Source organism: Streptomyces huasconensis, from assembly GCF_021028635.1.
Taxonomy (GTDB): Bacteria; Actinomycetota; Actinomycetes; order Streptomycetales; family Streptomycetaceae; genus Streptomyces; species Streptomyces huasconensis.
Map to the genome: position 1 here is coordinate 6,849,879 of NZ_CP086119.1, position 18,002 is coordinate 6,867,880.

Annotated in this window: 19 protein-coding genes; 7 read left to right on the plus strand and 12 right to left on the minus strand. The window is 71.1% G+C overall.

What is annotated here, in order from left to right:
• Positions 1-20: 20 nt before the first annotated feature.
• The 5 genes from J2N69_RS30550 to J2N69_RS30570 form a co-directional block, all read right to left on the minus strand.
• Positions 21-920, minus strand: a complete 900-nt coding sequence (locus J2N69_RS30550) for a TIGR03619 family F420-dependent LLM class oxidoreductase (RefSeq protein WP_230903576.1) — start codon at positions 918-920, stop codon at positions 21-23.
• A gap of 17 nt (positions 921-937) precedes the next feature.
• Positions 938-1,558, minus strand: a complete 621-nt coding sequence (locus J2N69_RS30555) for a histidine phosphatase family protein (protein WP_230903577.1) — start codon at positions 1,556-1,558, stop codon at positions 938-940.
• Positions 1,559-1,665: 107 nt separating this feature from the next.
• Entirely contained in the window at positions 1,666-2,463 is a 798-nt protein-coding gene (locus J2N69_RS30560; protein WP_230903578.1) for a hypothetical protein, read from the minus strand.
• A complete protein-coding gene (locus J2N69_RS30565; RefSeq protein WP_230903579.1) occupies positions 2,463-3,761 on the minus strand; it encodes a VWA domain-containing protein in 1,299 nt (432 codons plus the stop codon). Before J2N69_RS30565 ends, J2N69_RS30560 begins: the two co-directional genes overlap by 1 nt.
• A 184-nt stretch (positions 3,762-3,945) precedes the next feature.
• Positions 3,946-5,157, minus strand: coding sequence for a pyridoxal phosphate-dependent aminotransferase (locus J2N69_RS30570; RefSeq protein WP_230903580.1), 1,212 nt, complete (start codon positions 5,155-5,157; stop codon positions 3,946-3,948).
• Positions 5,158-5,241: 84 nt separating this feature from the next.
• On the opposite strand from J2N69_RS30570, the gene J2N69_RS30575 reads away from it, so the two are divergent.
• Positions 5,242-5,871, plus strand: a complete 630-nt coding sequence (locus J2N69_RS30575) for a winged helix-turn-helix transcriptional regulator (RefSeq protein WP_127910494.1) — start codon at positions 5,242-5,244, stop codon at positions 5,869-5,871.
• 18 nt (positions 5,872-5,889) lie between these two features.
• On the opposite strand, the gene J2N69_RS30580 is transcribed toward J2N69_RS30575, so the two are convergent.
• Together J2N69_RS30580 and J2N69_RS30585 are read right to left on the minus strand one after the other, a co-directional pair.
• A complete protein-coding gene (locus J2N69_RS30580) occupies positions 5,890-6,837 on the minus strand; it encodes an aldo/keto reductase (RefSeq protein WP_230903581.1) in 948 nt (315 codons plus the stop codon).
• A gap of 56 nt (positions 6,838-6,893) precedes the next feature.
• The gene (locus J2N69_RS30585; protein ID WP_230903582.1) at positions 6,894-7,460 is read right to left on the minus strand and encodes a DUF6328 family protein; all 567 of its coding nucleotides are present in this window, start codon (positions 7,458-7,460) and stop codon (positions 6,894-6,896) included.
• 209 nt (positions 7,461-7,669) lie between these two features.
• On the opposite strand from J2N69_RS30585, the gene J2N69_RS30590 reads away from it, so the two are divergent.
• Positions 7,670-7,840 carry a hydrophobic protein gene (locus tag J2N69_RS30590; protein ID WP_230903583.1) on the plus strand — a complete coding sequence of 57 codons (171 nt, stop codon included), beginning with the start codon at positions 7,670-7,672 and terminating at the stop codon, positions 7,838-7,840.
• 234 nt (positions 7,841-8,074) lie between these two features.
• On the opposite strand, the gene J2N69_RS30595 is transcribed toward J2N69_RS30590, so the two are convergent.
• From J2N69_RS30595 to J2N69_RS30605, 3 genes are all read right to left on the minus strand, one after another.
• Positions 8,075-9,202 (minus strand): hypothetical protein, encoded by a 1,128-nt coding sequence (locus J2N69_RS30595; RefSeq protein ID WP_230903584.1) that lies wholly within the window; start codon positions 9,200-9,202, stop codon positions 8,075-8,077.
• A gap of 225 nt (positions 9,203-9,427) precedes the next feature.
• Positions 9,428-10,156 (minus strand): cysteine hydrolase family protein, encoded by a 729-nt coding sequence (locus J2N69_RS30600; protein WP_230903585.1) that lies wholly within the window; start codon positions 10,154-10,156, stop codon positions 9,428-9,430.
• Positions 10,156-10,740, minus strand: coding sequence for an isochorismatase family protein (locus tag J2N69_RS30605; protein WP_127911725.1), 585 nt, complete (start codon positions 10,738-10,740; stop codon positions 10,156-10,158). The genes J2N69_RS30600 and J2N69_RS30605 overlap by 1 nt, the downstream gene beginning before the upstream one ends.
• Positions 10,741-10,914: 174 nt before the next feature.
• On the opposite strand from J2N69_RS30605, the gene J2N69_RS30610 reads away from it, so the two are divergent.
• The 5 genes from J2N69_RS30610 to J2N69_RS30630 all read left to right on the plus strand — a co-directional run bounded on the left by J2N69_RS30610 (position 10,915) and on the right by J2N69_RS30630 (position 15,655).
• Positions 10,915-11,913 carry a GlxA family transcriptional regulator gene (locus J2N69_RS30610; protein WP_230903586.1) on the plus strand — a complete coding sequence of 333 codons (999 nt, stop codon included), beginning with the start codon at positions 10,915-10,917 and terminating at the stop codon, positions 11,911-11,913.
• 120 nt (positions 11,914-12,033) lie between these two features.
• Positions 12,034-12,786 carry an endonuclease/exonuclease/phosphatase family protein gene (locus tag J2N69_RS30615; RefSeq protein WP_230903587.1) on the plus strand — a complete coding sequence of 251 codons (753 nt, stop codon included), beginning with the start codon at positions 12,034-12,036 and terminating at the stop codon, positions 12,784-12,786.
• A gap of 264 nt (positions 12,787-13,050) precedes the next feature.
• Complete coding sequence (locus tag J2N69_RS30620; protein ID WP_230903588.1) at positions 13,051-14,382, plus strand: cation:proton antiporter; 1,332 nt, start codon at positions 13,051-13,053, stop codon at positions 14,380-14,382.
• Positions 14,383-14,618: 236 nt separating this feature from the next.
• The gene (locus J2N69_RS30625) at positions 14,619-14,963 is read left to right on the plus strand and encodes a GNAT family N-acetyltransferase (RefSeq protein ID WP_230903589.1); all 345 of its coding nucleotides are present in this window, start codon (positions 14,619-14,621) and stop codon (positions 14,961-14,963) included.
• Between the two features lie 176 nt (positions 14,964-15,139).
• Positions 15,140-15,655: a MerR family transcriptional regulator gene (locus tag J2N69_RS30630; protein ID WP_230903590.1), complete on the plus strand. Its 516-nt coding sequence runs from the start codon at positions 15,140-15,142 to the stop codon at positions 15,653-15,655.
• Between the two features lie 59 nt (positions 15,656-15,714).
• Here the strand turns inward: J2N69_RS30630 and J2N69_RS30635 are convergent, their stop codons facing one another.
• Together J2N69_RS30635 and J2N69_RS30640 are read right to left on the minus strand one after the other, a co-directional pair.
• Positions 15,715-16,566, minus strand: a complete 852-nt coding sequence (locus J2N69_RS30635) for a TIGR03619 family F420-dependent LLM class oxidoreductase (protein ID WP_230903591.1) — start codon at positions 16,564-16,566, stop codon at positions 15,715-15,717.
• Entirely contained in the window at positions 16,563-17,864 is a 1,302-nt protein-coding gene (locus J2N69_RS30640) for an MFS transporter (RefSeq protein ID WP_230903592.1), read from the minus strand. The genes J2N69_RS30635 and J2N69_RS30640 overlap by 4 nt, the downstream gene beginning before the upstream one ends.
• Between the last annotated feature and the right edge of the window lie 138 nt (positions 17,865-18,002).

Below are 18,002 nucleotides of genomic sequence, written 5' to 3' on the forward strand. Positions count from 1 at the left end.
TCCGCGTCGGCACCGTCAGGTCAACTGGTACCGATGGTGCCCTGTGCCACTGACATCACGAGTTCGAGCACCCGCCGGTCCTCGTCGGCGCCCGCCCGTTCGCCGGGAGCACCGGGGTAGGTGTCCAGCAGCACGTCCGTGGCGCCCAGCTCGGCGAGCGTCTCCAGGTCGCCCCGGATCTGGTCCACAGTGCCGTGCCCGAGCGGCCGGTCGCAGGTGTCGGGCCGCTCGCCGATCCGGATCTGGAGCCGCGGCGCGAGGTCCGGCACGGGGCGGCCCGCGGCCTCGGCCTCGGCCGCGATACGGGGCAGCGCGGCGGCCAGCGCGTCCCGTGTCGGCATGAACGGATGCCAGGCCTCACCGAGCCGGGCCGCGCGGCGCTGCGCCGCGGGGGAGTTGCCGCCGACCCAGACCGGCAGCCCGGTCGCGGGGGCCGGGGCGGTGCGGACATCCTCGTACGAGACGTACGTGCCCCGGAAGGACGTCGGGTCCTCCCGCCAGGCGGCGCGGATCGCGGTGAGGTACTCGTCGGTGATCGCCCCGCGCTCGCGGAAGGGGACGCCGAGCACCTCGTACTCGGCGGCGGACCAGCCCACCCCGGCGCCGAGGATGAACCCGGCGGCGTTGAGCCGGTCGATGTTGGCGGCGAGCCGCGCGGTCTGCAAGGGGTGCCGGTACGGGATCACGGTGATGGTGGTGCCGAGCCGCAGCCCCGGCACGCGCCCCGCGAGATGCGCGGCCAGCACGAACTGGTCGTAGAACGGCGCCGGATAGACCTCGTGGACGTCCGGGGTCACCGCGATGTGGTCGGAGATCATCGCGAACTCGAAGCCGAGTTCACGGGCGTCGGTCGCCTGCCGCACGAGGGAGTCGGGGGTGGTGCCGGAACCGAAGTTGAGGAGATTCACGCCGTATCGCATGCGCGCAGTCTTGATGATCAAGAGCGTGGCTGTCGAACGCCGTCCTGCGGCCGCAGGTTCCAGCTCGCCACCACCGGCCGCCCGTGCTCCGTGCTCAGCCGGCTCACCGTGCCCGTGGCGAGGAGGAACATCGAGCCGCCCGACGCGGGCAGGCCCAGCCGACGCGCCGTCAGGACACGCAGGAAGTGGCTGTGGGCGAAGAGGACCACGCTGCCCTCGTTGTTGGCGAGCGCCGCGTCCACCTTGGCCAGCATGCGGTCGGCGCGCTCGCCCACCTGCTCCGGGCTCTCGCCGGGGTGCTCCGGCGGGCCGGGCGCGACGCCGTCGGTGAACAGGTACCAGTCGGGCCGCGTGCGGTGGATCTCGACGGTCGTCACGCCCTCGTACCCGCCGTAGTCCCACTCGCGCAGATCCGGGTCGACGTACGCGTCCGGGAACCCGACCAGCTCCGCCGTCTCCCGCGAGCGCCGCAGCGGGCTCGTGAACGCCGCCCCGATCCGGAACCCGCCGACGAGCGGGGCGAGCGAGCGGGCCTGCCGCCTGCCGTTGTCCGTGAGGGGGATGTCCGTCCAGCCGGTGTGCTGCCCCGAGAGGGACCACTCCGTCTCGCCGTGCCGGACGAGGAGCAGATCGCCCATGGTCGCGCCCTTCCTGTTCTTCCGGTGGTGGCCGGACCGTGCGGTCCGGCCACCACCGAGCCTGCCACGCCGCGCGGCGCACCCGCGTGGCGGGCCCGCCGAGGCGGCTACATGCCTTGCGGCACCCGCGCGGGGCGGCCCGAGCCGCGGGTCAGGGCGTATCCGCCGACGCCCGCGAGGGCCGCGAGCACACCGCCGGCCGCCGTCCAGAGCCAGCGCGAGGACCACCAGCCGGAGGACCAGCCGTCCTCCGGTTCCGTGGCGGCGGCGGGCCGCTGCCGGTCCGAGCCCGCGCCCGGCACCAGCGGCTCCGCGAGCGACCCGTCGACGGCCTGCGCGCCGCCCGCGTCGGTGGTGGTCACCTTCGTCTCGGCCCGCACCGGCAGGCCCAGGTCATCGGCCTTCAGCCCGGTGACCGTGAGCCGCAGGTAGTAGGTGCCGGGCAGCGGGTCGTTCGCCCACTGCTCCGACCAGGCCCGCACGGTGCGCAGCGTGCAGGAGAGCGAGACGGACGCGGCGTCCGGCGCCACCGTCCTCTTCGGCGTGCCGAGCCGGCAGGCCTGGCGGCGCCGCAGGCCGTCGTACACGTCGACCTGCCAGGTGGAGGCCGCGTGCCGGGCGGCCGCGTCCGGCAGCTTCACCGTGGCGTGCACGGTGGCGCGCTGCCCGGTGTCCACGGGGAACGCCCAGTACAGGTAGTCGCCCGTGGACGCCTCCGCGGTGGCCGCCTGGTCGGGGCGGATCGGGGTGGCGGTACGGAAGGACGTGCCCGCCTCGGTCGGGGCGTCACCCTTGTCATCACCGTCGCCGTCGGCGGCGGCTGCTCCGGGGAAGGCCAGCAGGGCGGCCGCGCCCAGCAGGGCCGCGCGCCCCCATACACGTGTCGTAGGCGTTGAACGGTCCATCAGTTGGTCCTCCAGACCGCGAAGCGCCAGCGCGAGAGCCAGCCCCAGACCAGACCGGCGACGAAGCCGACGAGTACGAGCAGACCGAGCAGCCACCAGCCGTGACCGAGCCCGAAGAAGGCGACGTCCGAGGCCTCGTCGGGGGAGTCGACCAGGTCGACGGCGAGCTCGACCGGCAGGCCCGGCGTCTTCTTCACCGAGGCGGGCGCCGAGAAGGAGTTGCTGACGCGCAGGCAGACCGTCTCGGTGGCCCCGTACTTGTCCTTCTCGTCCATACCGTCCGCTTCCGGCCTCGGGTAGCGCAGACCCGTCGAGATGACGTCGGTACGGCCGTCACCGGACTCCTGGCCGCGTACGATCTCGCGTCCGCCCGGCGTCTCGGCGCGCAGCAGCACGCCGTAGTCCTGGTTGACGGCGCGGTCGGCCGACACACTGACGGAAGCGCGCAGCTCCTTGCCCGCGGGCACGTCCACGCGGTACCAGCGGTGCTCGCCGAACTTCTCGCGGTCGGTGTAGAGGCCGGACTTCAGCCGGGGCGCGTCGGTGCATTGGGCGGCGCCCTTGGCCTCCGCCGGGGTGACCACCGGATCGGCGGCGCGGTCGATCAGCTGCTTGACGCGGCCCGCGAGTTCGTCGGTGTGCCGGATCGACGTGTACGTCCCTCCGGTGGCCTCCGCGATGCAGCTCAGCTGGTCGCGGGTCTTGGCGTCCGGCACCAGGCCGAGCGTGTCGATGGTGAGGTGGATGCCCTTGGCGGAGATCTCCCGCGCCACCACGCACGGGTCGAGCGGCTGGCAGGTGTCCTCGCCGTCGGATATCAGTACGATGCGGCGGCTGCGCTCGGCGGTGTCGTCCGTCAGGTCGTCGGCCGCCTTGAGCAGCGTCGGGCCGATCGGGGTCCAGCCGGTCGGCGCGAGGGTCGCCACGGCGGTCTTCGCGTCGGTGCGGCCCGCCTTGTCGAGGCGCTCCACGGGGTAGAGCAGCTCGGTGTCCTTGCAGCCCGTCTTGCGGTCGTCGCCGCGGTAGTTGGCGCCGAGGGTGCGGATGCCGAGCGCGACCTCGTCCGGGGTGGCGTCCAGGACCTCGTTGAACGCCTGCTTGGCCGCGGCCATGCGGGACTTGCCGTCGATGTCGCGGGCCCGCATGGACCCGCTGACGTCGAGCACCAGCTCGACCTTGGGGTCGGGGCGCGCCGGTTCGTCGTCATCGGCGGCGGCGGGGCCTGCCGTGACGACCCCGGCGGTCAGGGCGGCGAGCAGGGCGATGACCCAGGCCGCCGGCCGTTGTCTTGTGATCATCGCCGGATCTTATTGATCACGCCCACCATCCCCCAAAACGACACCGCCCCAGGAGGCACTGGACGGGCCCGAAGCCCCGTCAGGGGCGCGGGGAACTGCGCGCCCAGCCACCCCCACCCGCAGACCCGGACGGCCCGCACCGGTCCCCCGGAAGGGCACGGTGCTCCTCAGGTGGTCGGTGCGGTCACTGGCGGTAGCCGCTCAAGAAGCGGCCGATGCGGCTGATCGCCGCGTCGAGGTCGTCGGCGTGGGGGAGGGTGAGGATACGGAAGTGGTCGGGGCGGGGCCAGTTGAAGCCGGTGCCCTGCACGACCTGGATCTTCTCCTGGAGCAGCAGGTCGAGCACGAACTTCTCGTCGTCGTGGATCGGGTGGACCTTCGGGTCCAGGCGCGGGAAGGCGTACAGCGCGCCCTTCGGCTTGACGCAGGAGACCCCGGGGATCTCGTTCAGCTTCTCCCAGGCCCGGTCCCGCTGCTCGTGCAGCCGGCCGCCCGGGGCGGTGAGCTCACGAATGGACTGCCGCCCGCCGAGCGCGGCCTGAATGGCGTACTGCGCGGGCGCATTGGGGCACAGCCGCATGGAGGCGAGCATCGTGAGCCCCTCCAGGTAGTTCTTCGCGTGCTGCTGCGGCCCGGTGACGACCAGCCAGCCGGAGCGGAACCCCGCCACCCGGTACGTCTTGGACAGGCCGCAGAAGGTGAGGACCACGAGGTCCGGGGCGAGGGCGGCGACGCTGTGATGCACGGCGTCGTCGTAGAGGATCTGGTCGTAGATCTCGTCGGCGAAGACCATCAGGCCGTGCCGTCGCGCGAGATCGAGGATGCCCTCCAGGATCTCCTTCGGATAGACCGCGCCCGTCGGGTTGTTGGGGTTGATGATCACGACGGCCTTGGTCCGGTCCGTGATCTTCGCGGCCATGTCGTCGAGGTCGGGGTACCAGTCCGCCGACTCGTCGCACACGTAGTGCACGGCCTTGCCCCCGGAGAGGGTGGTGACGGCGGTCCACAGGGGGAAGTCCGGCGCGGGGATGAGGACTTCGTCGCCGTCCTCAAGAAGCGCCTGCACGGCCATCGTGACCAGTTCGGAGACGCCGTTGCCGAGGAAGACGTCGTCCACGGAGACCTCGTCGAGGCCGAGCGCCTGATAGCGCTGGGCGACCGCGCGGCGGGCGGACAGGACACCGCGCGAGTCGGTGTAGCCGTGCGCGCGGGGGAGCATCCGGATCATGTCTTGGACGATCTCCTCGGGCGCCTCGAAGCCGAAGAGCGCCGGGTTGCCGGTGTTGAGGCGCAGGACGCTGTGGCCCGCCTCCTCCAGCGCGTTGGCGTGCTCGATGACGGGGCCCCGGATCTCGTAACAGACCTCGCTGAGCTTGCTCGACTGCCGGAACTCCATGCGGTGCGCCTCCCGTGACGTGAGTTACTTGGTTTTACCAAGTCCCGCCTTGGAAAGTCCAACAACCTGTCTAGACTGCGTCCCATGTCACCTCGCCGAAGCTACGACCAGTACTGCGCCGCGGCCCGCGCCCTGGACGCCGTGGGCGACCGCTGGACCCTCCTGGTCGTCCGGGAGCTGCTGGTCGGCCCCCGCCGCTACACCGACCTGCACGCCGACCTGCCGGGCGTCAGCACCGACGTCCTCGCCTCGCGCCTGAAGGACATGGAGCAGCAGGGCCTGACCACCCGCCGCCGCCTGCCCCCGCCCGCGGCGGCGTACGTCTACGAACTCACCGAGCGGGGCCGGGCGCTGCTCCCCGTCCTGGAGGCCCTCGCCGGGTGGGGCGCGCACGGCCTGGCGGAACGCAGGCCCACGGACGCGGTGCGCGCCCACTGGTTCGCCCTGCCGCTGCTGCGGCGCCTCGCCGGGACCGGGCTCGAAGGCGTGGTGGAGGTACGGCTCGACGAGGGACACTTCCACGTACGCCTCGGCGACACCGGGAGCTACGGCGACGGACCCGCGCCGGACGAGCCGGACGCACGCGTCGCGCTGGACGCCGGGACGTGCGTCGCGCTGAGCCGCGGCGAACTCACCGTCGGGCAGGGCGTGCGGGAGGGCCGGATCGAGGTCGCCGGGGACTCCGTCCTCGCCAAGGCGCTGCGCGAGACGTGACGCCCGCGGCCCCGGCGGTCAGGGCAGGGGGCCGCCCCGGGCGGTGACCCACAGCTCGTACCACTCCTCGTGGGTGAGTTCGGGCTCGCGGCTGACGGCGTCGCGGCAGGCGAGGATGCGTTCGGGCCGGCTGGAGCCGATGACCGGCGCGATCCGGGCGGGATGGCGTTGGAGCCACCACAGCAGGATCGCCTCCGGCGTCGTCCGCTTGCGCTCGGCGAGGTCGGCGACGAGCCGCCTGACCGGTGAGTCCTCCGTGCCCGTGTAGCGGCCCTGCGCGAGGGCGCCCCAGGCCTGGAGCTGGATCTTGTGGGCGTGGCAGTACTCGACGGTCCCGTGCGGGAAGCCGTTCGCCGCCGCGGCCGGTGTGTTGACCAGGACGCCCGCTTCGACCCAGTCCCGGTCGGCGAGGCTCATCTCCAACTGGTTGGCCACCAGCGGGACATCGACGTACGCCTGGAGGTGCGCGATCTGCGCGGCGCTCATGTTCGACACCCCGAAGCGGCGCACCAGGCCCTGCCCGTGCAGCGAGCCGAACGCCTCCGCGATCTCCGCCGGGTCCGCCAGCGGATCGGGCCGGTGCAGGAGCAGTACGTCGATGACGTCGGTCCGCAGCCGGGTGAGGCTCTCCTCGACGCGCCGCACGATGGTCGGCCCCCGCAGGTCGTACATGCCGGGCAGACCGTCGGCGGCCTGCCGGATGCCGCACTTGGTCTGCACGGTGACACGGCTCCGCAGCTCCGGCGCGCGGGCCAGCAGCTCACCGAAGACCGCCTCGGACTTGCCGTGCCGGTAGATGTCCGCGTGGTCGAACACCGTGATGCCGATGGCCAGCGCCGCCTCGACGGCGGCCTCGGCGTGCGCGATGTCCGAGGCGGTGTACGGCGTGGTGTCCCAGGCCCCGCCGAGCCCCATGCACCCGTAGAGCGGTCGGCCGGTCGGCCCGGCGGCGGTCTGCGACGTCATGCCTCTGCCTCCGTCTGCGCGAGAAACGTGGGTGACGAACCCGCCGTGGCCACGTGTTACGCGTCGTCGGTACGGTCTCGCCGGGCGGCGCGGCGCCGCAGGGCGAGCGGCAACGCGAACCAGCAGACACCGAACCACAGCATGACCCCGCCGACGAGCACTTCGGCGAGGACACCGGGAACCGTGACCCGGAGGATCAGCAGAAGGGTGCAGCCGATGGTGAGCGCGAGGAGCACCATGCCGCACATCATCAGACGGCCGGCGACCTCCACGAGGTCGTCCTTCATCCGCTGCCCCGACAGGAAGCGGTGGAGGGAGACGGGCGCAATCAGGGCTCCGGTGGCCGTCGCGCCGAGCACCACGGTGACGACGTAGGTGACGCGGTCGAACGTCTCCAACTGCCGGAACAGGGGAGTGAAGGCCACGCTGAGCAGGAAACCGAAGAGGATCTGCACGCCCGTCTGGGCGACCCTCGTCTCCTGCAGCAACTCGTGCCAGCGGCGGTTGACCCGCTCGTGCGCCGCTTCCGGCTCCTCTCCGCCGGGCCCCTGCCCGCGGCCATCGTGGCGCGGACAGCAGGCCACGTCGCCCTTCGGCACCACTGGCTGCTCCGTCATGGTCATGGCATCCTCCACTTCCCAGACGGTCAGCTTGCCCCGCGCCGACCCGGCCATGCGTGTCGGGCTTCCGAGGGGGTGCCTGCCCGTGGGGCTCGGCCATTAAGGGTGACCCGCGGCGCGCTCGCGTTCCCCGCACTCTGTGAAAGAAACGTGACGCTTCCGCGTTTGTGTGGCGAACTCAAGAGCACACGGTGGTCAGGAGGTTGATACACATGGTTCCCCTGCTTTTGGTTCTTCTGCTCGCCCTCATCCTTTTCGGTGCCGGTTTCGCCCTGAAGGCTCTGTGGTGGATCGCCGTCATTGTGCTGGTCGTATGGGTTCTCGGATTCATCATCCGGCCCGCTGCGAGCGGCGGCCGCAAGGGCCGCTGGTACCGATGGTGACGAGCATGCCGTGAAGGAACACGCGCATGAAGGGGTGGGCCCAGCCGACAACGGCTGGGCCCACCCCTTTTCGGTGTGCAATAACGGTGTCCAATAAAGGGACGATTTCGAGCCGGGGTTCCCTGTATGGGACATATGGGGCGGGCGGCGGGGTACGCGTAATCCCAGCGGCCCCCGCGGGCCCAGCAGTGGGAACCCTGCGCCTCCACCCGCGGGGGCCGCCTTCGGCAGACGCTAGTGCGGGACCGGGCACACGCCCGAGGCGACCGAGTTGTAGTTGGGCGCGGCCATCGGAGTCGTCGTGTTGCTGCCCAGCTGGATGAGGATCTCGTCGGACAGCAGGTCCTGCTGGCCCTTCAGCGCGTCGGCGACCTTCGTGTCCTTCGGGAACACCATCTCGGCGGCGATGTTGTCCTGCACGATCCGCGCGAGGTTGTCCAGCGCGGTGAAGATCGGGTCCGCCGGCGGCTCCAGGCCGGGCAGGTCGATCAGGTGGGTGGCGACCTTCGCCGCGTTCATGCAGTCCTTGATGATGATGGTGTTCTGGTTGAGGACGCTCGTCGTCCACTGCGACAGGACCACGCAGTACAGGTCGGTCCACGCTTCTTCGCCGACCTTGGCACGCCAGGTCTTCATGATGTCCTGCACGCCCTTGATCTGGGCCTGCGAGGCGTGCTCCATGTTGGTGCGGATGTCGGGGTAGACGCTGGCGGAGAAGGTCTCGAAGGACGCCATGTCGAACTTCTTGGCCGCGACCGAGGCGCTGATGAACTTCTGGCCGCCGTCGAGGATGTTGCCGCAGGACGTGGTAAGCGCCGCGGGCAGATTGGCGGAGGCGAGCTGGTGGCGGGCCGTGGCGAGTTTGGCGGCGTACGCCTGCAGCGGCTCGATCCACGCGGTGGACGTGCTGCCGTTGAACGCCACCATGACGAGGTCGTGCGCGTCGATGCGGTTGGCGTTGGGCAGGTTCGGCACCTTGTTCGCCAGGTAGGGGGCGATCACGGAGAAGATGCCGAGCGGGACGTGAGCGATGGACTTGGCCAGCTCGAACGTCTCCGACACGGGGTTGGCGGACTGCTGGCCGTCCTTGGTCACCAGGGTGAACCGGCCGCCCTTGGCGTCGTTCTGCACGACGACCACCGGGGAGAGGTGCTTGATCAACTCTGACTTCAGAACGGCGTAGTTGGCGCGCATTCCGGCGTTGACGGCGAGCAATGAGGACCGCGCCGTCTGCTGGCTGACCGCTTCCGCGGCCGCGGTGTCCGCCGCGGTGGCCGCGTGGCTCGGGGATGCCGAGTAGCCGAGCAGGGTCGCCGTGCCGATACCGGTGGCGCTGCCTATGAACCCTCTGCGGGTAGCCATCTTCGTTTTCTCCATTGGGTTTTGCTGTGCTGTTTCTGACGCTTTTTCGATGTGGGGATCGAATTCATGGGGGGACCTTTGGGTCGGGAGGTTGGGGGGTTTGGGGGGATAGGGGGGATCGGGGGAAGGAGGGGGATTTTGAGGAGGGGGCTTTTCAGGGGGCGCAGGTAGTTGCGCTCATCGGCGGGGAAGGAACCGGAGTTCCTTCCCCCGCCGAAGTCGGAGCTACTTGATGTCGCGCTGCCGGGGGACCACGACGCCGAAGCGGTCCTGGATCGTGGCGAGCGCGGACTCGTGGACCTGCTTGGCGGGAATGCCGTTGGGGTTGCCCTTGACCGGCAGCGGCCGCGTCGCGGAGGCGTCGCCCACCACGGTCGGGTTGTACCCGTTGTAGACGGCTCCCTCAGTGGTGAAAAGGGTGCACATGTGGGTCATGAACCCGGCGATGATGACGTTCTTGCGGCCGGTCTTCTTCAGCTCGGCGTCGAGGTTCGTGTCGTGGAAGCCGTTGGGGACGGCCTTCTCGACGACGGCCTCGCCCTTGGCCGGCTCGAGCGCCGGAATGATCTGCCCGGCCTTCGACTTGAGGTCGTAGCCCTTCTCGACGATGTGGATGACCGGGGTGTCGGCCTTGCGGGCCCGCGCCAGCAGGGCCTTGGTGTTGTCCACCGACTCGCGCCAGCCGTCGAGTTCCATCGGGCCGCCGGTATAGACGTTCTGGTAGTCGACGAGGATCAGCGTGGCGTCGGACAGCTTCGCCGGCGTCTCGTCGAGCTTCATGATCTGACGCAGCGTCGTGGTGTCCTTCGCGACGTTCCCCTCGGCGGACGGCGACGGCTTCTTGTCGTTCCGGTCGGTGCGGGTGGCGGCGTCGGTGTCCCCGCCGCACGCGGTCACGGTGGCCGCGAGAACGGCGGTGGCACCCAGGACGACGAGCGAACGCAGCGGCTTCATCAGACGATCTCCTTCTGGGAGGCGGTGACGACCCCGTACAGGTCGGCGATGGTGGCGAGAGCGCCCTGATGCACCTGGTCGGCGGGGACGTCGGTGCCCGCGACGGGAAGCGAGCGGGTGGCGGTCGCGTCGGCGGCGACCGTGGGGCGGTTGCCGTTCAGGAACGCGCCCTGCGCGGTGAACGCGACACACATGTGGGTCATCCACCCGGCGATGACGACGTCCTGGCCCTCCGTGAGGTGGCTCGCCAGGTCGGTGCCGACGAACGCGTTCGGGACCTCCTTGACGACGACCGGCTCGCCGTCGACAGGGGCGACCTTCGGGTGGATCTGGCCGATCTCCGCCCGGATGTCGTACGGAGTTCCCTCCCCGCCGTCGTTGATGACGTGCACGACCTTCGTGCCGGCGGCGCGGGCCCGGGCCAGCAGCTGCGCGGCGGCGTCGAGGGACTGCTCCCAGCCGTCGAGCTCCATCACGCCCTGGGTGTAGGTGTTCTGGAAGTCGATCAGGATGAGCGTCGACTCGGCCAGCTTCGCGGGCGCCTGAACGAAGCCGTTCAGCTCGCGCAGCGTGGTCCTGGACATGGGTGTACCGCCTTTGCATCGCGTGGAGAGATCACAGCCCGATGCCGGTCCTTCTCGGTCCGGGAGGCTGTGTCCACCACGCTATGAGCCCGCGGCGATGTCAACAATGACGTCTAACATGCAGAAACCGACGTACGGTTGGCCGACACAGCGGCAGCGACTCCAGGGGGAAGCGTGACGGAAACCGCGAAACGGCTCGTCGTGATCGTGATCTTCGAAGGTGTGGACCTGCTCGACGTCACCGGGCCACCGGAGGTGTTCGCGCTGGCCCGCCGGGAGACCGCGGACGCCGCCAGCTACCACGTGGTCCTCGCCGCCGAGACCATGGACCCGGTCACCACCGGCGCCGGTGTCCGTGTCCTGCCCGACCTCACCTTCGGCGCGGCCGCCGAGCGCAGCATCAACACCCTCATCGTGCCGGGAGCCGTGGAGATCGATGACGACGGGCGCGTCCACCCCCTCGTCGACCCCGCCCTGGTCGACTGGGTGAAGGTGCTCGCGGCACGGACGCGGCGGATCACCTCGGTGTGCGTCGGGGCGCACCTGCTCGCCGCCGCCGGGCTGCTCGACGGCAAGCGGGCCACCACGCACTGGTCGACCGCACCGCAACTGGCCGCCGACCACCCGGAGGTGGAGGTTGACGCCGACCCCATCTTCATCCGCGAGGGCGACGTATGGACCGGCGCCGGGATCAGCGCCTGTCTCGACCTCTCCCTCGCCCTGATCGCCGACGACCTCGGCGAAGCCGTCGCGCTGCGGGTGGCCCGCCAGCTGGTGATGTACCTCAAACGCCCCAGCGGCCAGAGCCAGTTCAGCGTCCCGCTGGAGCAGGTGTCCACCACCCGCCGCATCGAGGAACTGCGCCACCACATCCTGCGGCACATCTCCGAGCCGCTCACCATCGTGGACCTCGCCGCGTACGCGCACGTCAGCGACCGGCACCTGACCCGCCTGTTCAAGAACGAACTGGGCACGACCCCGCACGCGTACATCGAATCGGTGCGCGTCGAGAAGGCCCGCCACGAGCTGGAGTCCTCCGACGCCACGCTCGACCGCATCGCGTCCCTGTGCGGCTTCGGAACGACCGACACCCTCGTACGGGCCTTCCGTCGTCGCCTGAACACGACGCCGACGGAGTACCGGCGCAGGTTCCGGGTGCCACACGTCTCCTGACGGACGTGATGCCACGAAAAGCCAAGAAGAGGCGAGGAGGGGCAAGAAAAGCCAAGAAGAGGCAAGAAAAGCAAGCAAAGGTTAAGCAGAGGCAAGCAGAGGCAGGGAGAGAGGAACAGCGTGCAGAATCTGCCCGATTCCACGACGGACCGAGACGACGGGCACGCGGTCGTGCGCGTGCTCAGCTACAACGTCCGTTCCATGCGGGACGACGTCGCCGCCCTCGCCCGGGTCATCCGGGCCTGCCGGCCCGACGTCGTCTGCGTCCAGGAGGCGCCCCGGTTCTTCCGCTGGCGCAAGGCCGCCGCCCGGCTCGCGCGGACCAGCGGGCTCGTGTACGTCTCGGGCGGGGCCACCGCCTCCGGCCCGATGATCCTCTCCTCGCTCCGCGCCCGCGTGGAAAGCACCGAAGACATCCTGCTGCCCCGCACCCCGGGCCTGCATCAGCGTGGCTTCTCGACCGCCGTGCTGCGGTTCGGCCGGGCCCGGCTCGGCGTCCTGAGCTGCCACCTGAGCATCGACGACCAGGAGCGCTACACGCAGGGAGAACTGCTTCTGGAGAGGCTGTCCGCCCTCGGAGCGCCACACGCCGTCGTCGGGGGCGACTTCAACGACCGGCCCGACGGCCGTACGTTCGGCCTGCTCAGCGACGCTCTCCAGGACGGCTGGGCGACGCGGCCGTGGGGGCGGGAGCACACCACCCGGCTGGGCGATCCGCTCCAGCGCATCGACGCCGTCTTCGCCACGCCGGAGGTGGAGGTGCTGGGCTGCGGAGTGCCGATGGGGCTCCCCGGGGTCCGTGAACAGGATCTGCGCGCGGCCACGGATCACCTGCCGGTGCTGGCCGCCGTGCGGGTTCCGGCCGCGCGCTGACCGCTCCGCGGGCATGGACGCCGGTGATCGTTGTGGCGGGAGGTGTCGGTGTGGCCTGTGGTTTTCGGGGTTAGACGTACGACAGTCGTACGAAACTGAGGAGTGCCGATGAGTCGCCCCCTTCACCAGGCTCCGCTGACCCGGCAGGACGGATCTGTCCGGTGGCAGCCGCGCCGCCACCGCACCGCCGGTGGGCGTCACGCAGGCCGGGTGACCCGTGGTTGATCCGGAGCGACGCCGCGGCCTCGACATGAGCGCGGCGCAGTGACCATCGCCGACGCGGTGTTCGCGTGGCTGGGAGTGGGAGCGCTGGTCGCGGCGGTGCTGCCCCGGGTGGTGGCCGGGCGGCCCGTGTCGTTGCCGGTGGTGTTCCTGGTGTGCGGCATCGTCGTGTACGCGTTGCCGCTGCCGTTGCCGGAGGTCGACCCGGTGGAGCAGCGGCTCCTGACGGAGCACGTCACCGAGGTCTGCGTCATCATCGCCCTGATGGGCGCCGGGCTGGCACTCAACCGGCCGGTGGGCCGGCGCCTGTGGGCCTCGACCTGGCGGCTGCTGGGCATCACGATGCTGCTGACCGTCGCGGTGACCGCGGTGGTGGCGTGGTGGCTGCTGGGCTGGCCGCCGGCCGCCGCGTTGTTGCTCGCGGCGGTCCTCGCGCCGACCGATCCGGTGCTCGCCTCCGAGGTGCGGGTGGGGGAGCCCACCGAGGACAAGCACGACGAGGACGAGGTGCGGTTCGCCCTCACCAGCGAGGCGGGCCTCAACGACGGCCTGGCCTTCCCCGTCACCTACGCCGCGATCGCGCTGGCCGCCGCCGCGGGCAGCGGCTGGTCGGCGGAGTGGATCGGCCCGTGGGCGGCGAAGGACGTGGCGTTCAAGTGTGTCGTCGGCGTCTTGAGCGGCTTGCTCATCGGCAAGCTGCTCGGCTGGCTGTTCTTCCGGACCCGCTCCTCGGCGCTGCGGCTGGCCGAGTACAGGGAAGGGTTCGTCGCGCTGGGCGCCACCTTCCTGGCGTACGGGGTGACCGAACTCCTCGGCGGCTACGGCTTCCTCGCCGTGTTCACGGCCGCCTGCGCGGTCAGGGCGGCCGAGCGGGCCCACGGCTTCCACAACGTGCTGCACGACTTCGTGGAACAGGTCGAGCGACTGCTGACGGCGGCGCTGCTGTTCCTGCTGGGCGCGTTCGTCGCGCTGGGCGGCCTGGCCCCGCTGACCTGGCAGGGAGCCGTCACCGGCCTGCTGCTTCTGCTGGTCGTGCGGCCGTTGGCCGGGTGGGCCGGACTGCTGGGGAGCCGCTTGCGGGGCCGGGAGCGCCGGGTCGTGGCGGGCTACGGAATCCGCGGGATCGGTTCGCTGTACTACCTCGCCTACGCGCTGGGGCAGCAGGATTTCTTCGTCCCGGCACGGGAGCTGTGGGCGGTGGTGACGTTCACGGTGCTGGTGTCGGTCGTGCTGCACGGTGTCACGGCCGGGCCGGTGGTGGCGCGGCTGGACCGGTGGCGGGCCGGGGGGCCGGGAGAAGGGGCGGAGTCGGGGGAGCCGGGGCGGGGTGCCGAGACGCTGCGGGCGGTTTCTGGCCCCCGGCGTAGGCGGTAGCCGGACCCTTCATCGCCGGTGCCCGGGACGGCAGTCATACGGGACCGGAGCGGTGACAAGGCGAGGAGCACGGGCCACCGCCGCCCGAGCGCGAGGCACGTCTTTGCGCCATTCGGGTGGACTCGCGCCGTTTCCTGCCGCGCCGTCGGGTTCCTTCGTCTTGGATGGCCGAGGGTGCCCGGCCGTGCCCGGCCCCCGCACGTCGGCGTCGCGCGCTTCTGGAGGGGGTCGGCCGAGTGGATCGACAGGTGCACTTCGCGTATGTGCTCCCGGTGCTGCCCGCAGGCCCCCAGGCGGTCTCCGTCCTGGACGCGGGCCATCACCTCGTCGGCTGCCTCGAATACCAGGTCTGCCATGTGTGCCGGATCGGCTACGTGGCCAATATCGCCGTCGCCAGCCACTGCCAGGGGCAGGGACTCGGCCGCCACGCCCTGCACACGGCGATGGCGCCGTGCGGGGGGTATGCCTGGTCCACGTCCCGGCAGTCGTCCGAAGGACGGCGCTTCTTCGCCGCGATGGAGGAGGAGACGGAGGTCGCCTTCCCTGCCCGCGGCGTGCGGTGCTCACACATGAGGTCGTGATCGCCCGGAACGGAATGCCGCCGAGATGCCTGGTGTTTACAGGCTTCGCAACCGGGGCCCGTAACGAAGGAGAAACACCTCATGTCGCAGCCCGTGTTCCAGGGTGACCGCCCCACGGCGCGGCACCCACGATGCCCCCGGCGCCCATGGCCGCATGCGGGCGAACGGAGCGCGTCGTGAACCGGTCCGCCGCCACCCTCGGCCTCCCGCCCCTCCCCCGGTCCTCCGCATCCTGCGCGGAGGACCGGGGGACGGGGGCCGCCAAGGAGTCCGACGAGACGCTGCGCATCGGTGAGATGGCCGAGACCACCGGGGTCAGCGAGCGACTGCTGAGGTACTACGAGAGCCGGGGCCTGCTCACGCCGGGACGCAGCGCCACCGGACACCGCGTCTACACCCGGGCGGACGTGGCCCGGGTGCGGCTCGTCAGGTTCCTGCTCGACGGAGGGATGAGCACCAAGGACATCCGTTTCCTGCTGGAATGCGTCCACGAGGGAGTGGACGTGGCACGGGTGTGCCCGGAACTGGACTCCGTGCTGACACGTGAGTTCGTCCGCATCAGCAAGGAGATCGAGTCCCTCGCCCTCACCCGCAGCTACCTCGCGGTGCTGACCGGACGTCCGCTCGCGGACGGCGACCTGGCGGTGAGCGTCGGTCAGGAGTCCGCCCCGGCCGCCGCGCGGCTCCCGTAGCCCACCGCGTTGCGGGGTGCGCCCCGACCGCCGTCGCCCGTGTCACCGGCGTTACGGTCTCAACGCCCCACCCGCACGCCGAGCGCGCCGCACAGAGCGGCCTCGTACGGTGCCAGAAAGGCGTCGATCTCGTCGAGCGGCGCCGACGGCAGCAACGTGGCCACCTGGTCGACCCCGGCCTCGGCCAGGACGGTGATGACGGCCGGGTCGTGCGGCACGCCCATCACCACGATCGGCAGGTGCCGGCCCTGTTGTCGGCCGATCTCGCGGACCGCGGCGACGCCCTTCAGCAACTCGGGCAGCGGGACCGAACCGAAGTCGGGCATCCAGCCGTCGCCGAAGGCGCGTACCCGGTGCGGGGCGCGCGGGCCGGCGCCCGCGACGAGGAGGGGCGGGCCGGGCCGTTGCAGCGGTGTCGGGAGGACCACCACGTCCTCGAAGTCGAGGTGCTCCGAGCGGATGGTGGTGGGTTCGCCCGACCACAGGGCCCGTACCGCCAGGGCGTGTTCGGTCAGCCGCGCGTTGCGGCGGGCCGGGTCGACGCCGTGCCGGCGCATCTCGTCCTCGATCCAGCCGGCGCCGACGCCGACGTCGAGGCGGCCGTCGACCAACCGGTCCAGGCTGGCGAGCCGCTTGGCCATGGAGATCGGCTCGTGCTGGGCCAGCAGGCTGATGGCGGAGCCCACCCGCAGGCGTTCGGTCACGGCGGCCGCGGCCTGCGCGGCCACGAAGGGGTCGAAGGTCTCCCGGAACCGGCGCTCCAGCGTGGGCGCCTGCCGGGCGAACGCCAGGGACTGGTGGGTGTGCTCGCAGAAGTACAGGGCGTCGTAACCGGTCTCCTCCAGGCGGCGTGCCAGGTCGGTCACCTTGGCGGTGCGGGTGGTCTGGAAGACCGAGGCGCTGATCTTCATGCCGCTGCCGCCTCTCCCGCGCCCTGCTCCCGCGGGGTTGCGGAGGTGATCACGGAAGAAGCCATGGGATCTCCGTCGCAGGGCGCATGCCCGGAACCGGTCTGCCGGCGGCGTACGAGGACCCAGGCGAGGGCGGCCGCCAGGGCGGCGGGCGGCAGCGCGATGAGCGGTAGGTTCTCGATCGGCCGGTCGGAGTCGAGCCAGGCCGAGCCGGTCCAGCCTGCCAGCGCGATGCCGATGTTGAAGGCGGAGCTGTTGAGGGCCAGGGCGAGGTGCGGGGAGATGCCCCGGGAGGTGGCGGCCACCCAGGTGTTGAGGGCCGGGAAGGTGGCGAAGTAGGCGAGGCCGACCAGGACGGTGAGGGCCACCGTCGGCACGGCGTTCCCGGAGACCAGCAGGAGGAGGGCGAGCACGGCGAGGGTCGCGGTGACGGTGGCGGCCATCGCCTGGAGCACGCGGCCGTTGGCCAGCCGTCCGCCGAGGGTGTTGCCGACGACGCAGGCGACGCCGTACGCGAGCATGATCCACACGATCAGGCCGGAGTCGACTCCGGAGCCCCGGGTGAGGAAGGGCGCCACGTAGGTCACCACGGTGAGGGCGGCCATGCCGGTGAGCGCGGTGACGCAGATGCCGATGACCAGTTCGGGGCGCCCGAGTCCGCGCAGGCCGGCCCGGGTCGCGCCGTCACCGGTGGAGCCGTCGGCGGGCCCGGCCTCGGGCCGGTCGTCGGCCGGGAAGGCGGCCAGGACCACCAGGAGGCTGACCGCGGCCAACACGACGACCAGCCAGAACGAGGCCTGCCAGGCCAGGTGCCGGCCCAGGAAGACGCCGATCGGGACACCGAGCACGGTCGCGACAGAGAGGCCGAGGGTGATGCCGGCCGCGGCTGAGGCCTCCTTGCCGGGCTCGGCGACGCGCATGGCCGCGGTCATGAAGACGACCATGATCGTGGTGTGTACGAGGCCGGTGACGACCCGCCCCGCGACGACCATCGCGAACGAGTCGCTTACGGCGGCCAGGACCGATCCCGCGAGGTACAGCGCGATCGCTCCGGTCACCAGCTTCTTCGGCCCCACCCGGTCGAGGAGGAGCGTCACGATCGGCCCGGCCACGGTCACCGTCCCGGCGTACGCGGTCACGAGCAGTCCGGCGGAACCTTCGCTCACGCGCAGCCCGCGAGCGATGTCGGGCAGGATTCCGGCGACCACGTTCTCGCTGGTGCCCAGGGCGAAGGCACCGATCACGAACCCCAGGAACAGGAGCCTTCGGGTCGCCTCATGAGGTCTTGACTGGATCATGGGACAGGACGCTATGACCTGACACCATGTGAGCCCGAAACCCGCGAAGGGGTGAGCTGAGCCACACCCCTGACGTGCGGAAGGGTGCAGCCCGCCTCGCGCCTTCCCCATGGCGGAGTACAACGCGCAACGCCTGCT

Bases quoted from the DNA above. Each gene is read 5' to 3' on its own strand.
- J2N69_RS30550 (WP_230903576.1), bottom strand. From the start codon at position 920: ATGCGATACGGCGTGAATCTCCTCAACTTCGGTTCCGGCACCACCCCC.
- J2N69_RS30555 (WP_230903577.1), bottom strand. From the start codon at position 1,558: ATGGGCGATCTGCTCCTCGTCCGGCACGGCGAGACGGAGTGGTCCCTC.
- J2N69_RS30560 (WP_230903578.1), bottom strand. From the start codon at position 2,463: ATGGACCGTTCAACGCCTACGACACGTGTATGGGGGCGCGCGGCCCTG.
- J2N69_RS30565 (WP_230903579.1), bottom strand. From the start codon at position 3,761: ATGATCACAAGACAACGGCCGGCGGCCTGGGTCATCGCCCTGCTCGCC.
- J2N69_RS30570 (WP_230903580.1), bottom strand. From the start codon at position 5,157: ATGGAGTTCCGGCAGTCGAGCAAGCTCAGCGAGGTCTGTTACGAGATC.
- J2N69_RS30575 (WP_127910494.1), top strand. From the start codon at position 5,242: ATGTCACCTCGCCGAAGCTACGACCAGTACTGCGCCGCGGCCCGCGCC.
- J2N69_RS30580 (WP_230903581.1), bottom strand. From the start codon at position 6,837: ATGACGTCGCAGACCGCCGCCGGGCCGACCGGCCGACCGCTCTACGGG.
- J2N69_RS30585 (WP_230903582.1), bottom strand. From the start codon at position 7,460: ATGACCATGACGGAGCAGCCAGTGGTGCCGAAGGGCGACGTGGCCTGC.
- J2N69_RS30590 (WP_230903583.1), top strand. From the start codon at position 7,670: ATGGTTCCCCTGCTTTTGGTTCTTCTGCTCGCCCTCATCCTTTTCGGT.
- J2N69_RS30595 (WP_230903584.1), bottom strand. From the start codon at position 9,202: ATGGCTACCCGCAGAGGGTTCATAGGCAGCGCCACCGGTATCGGCACG.
- J2N69_RS30600 (WP_230903585.1), bottom strand. From the start codon at position 10,156: ATGAAGCCGCTGCGTTCGCTCGTCGTCCTGGGTGCCACCGCCGTTCTC.
- J2N69_RS30605 (WP_127911725.1), bottom strand. From the start codon at position 10,740: ATGTCCAGGACCACGCTGCGCGAGCTGAACGGCTTCGTTCAGGCGCCC.
- J2N69_RS30635 (WP_230903591.1), bottom strand. From the start codon at position 16,566: ATGAAGATCAGCGCCTCGGTCTTCCAGACCACCCGCACCGCCAAGGTG.
- J2N69_RS30640 (WP_230903592.1), bottom strand. From the start codon at position 17,864: ATGATCCAGTCAAGACCTCATGAGGCGACCCGAAGGCTCCTGTTCCTG.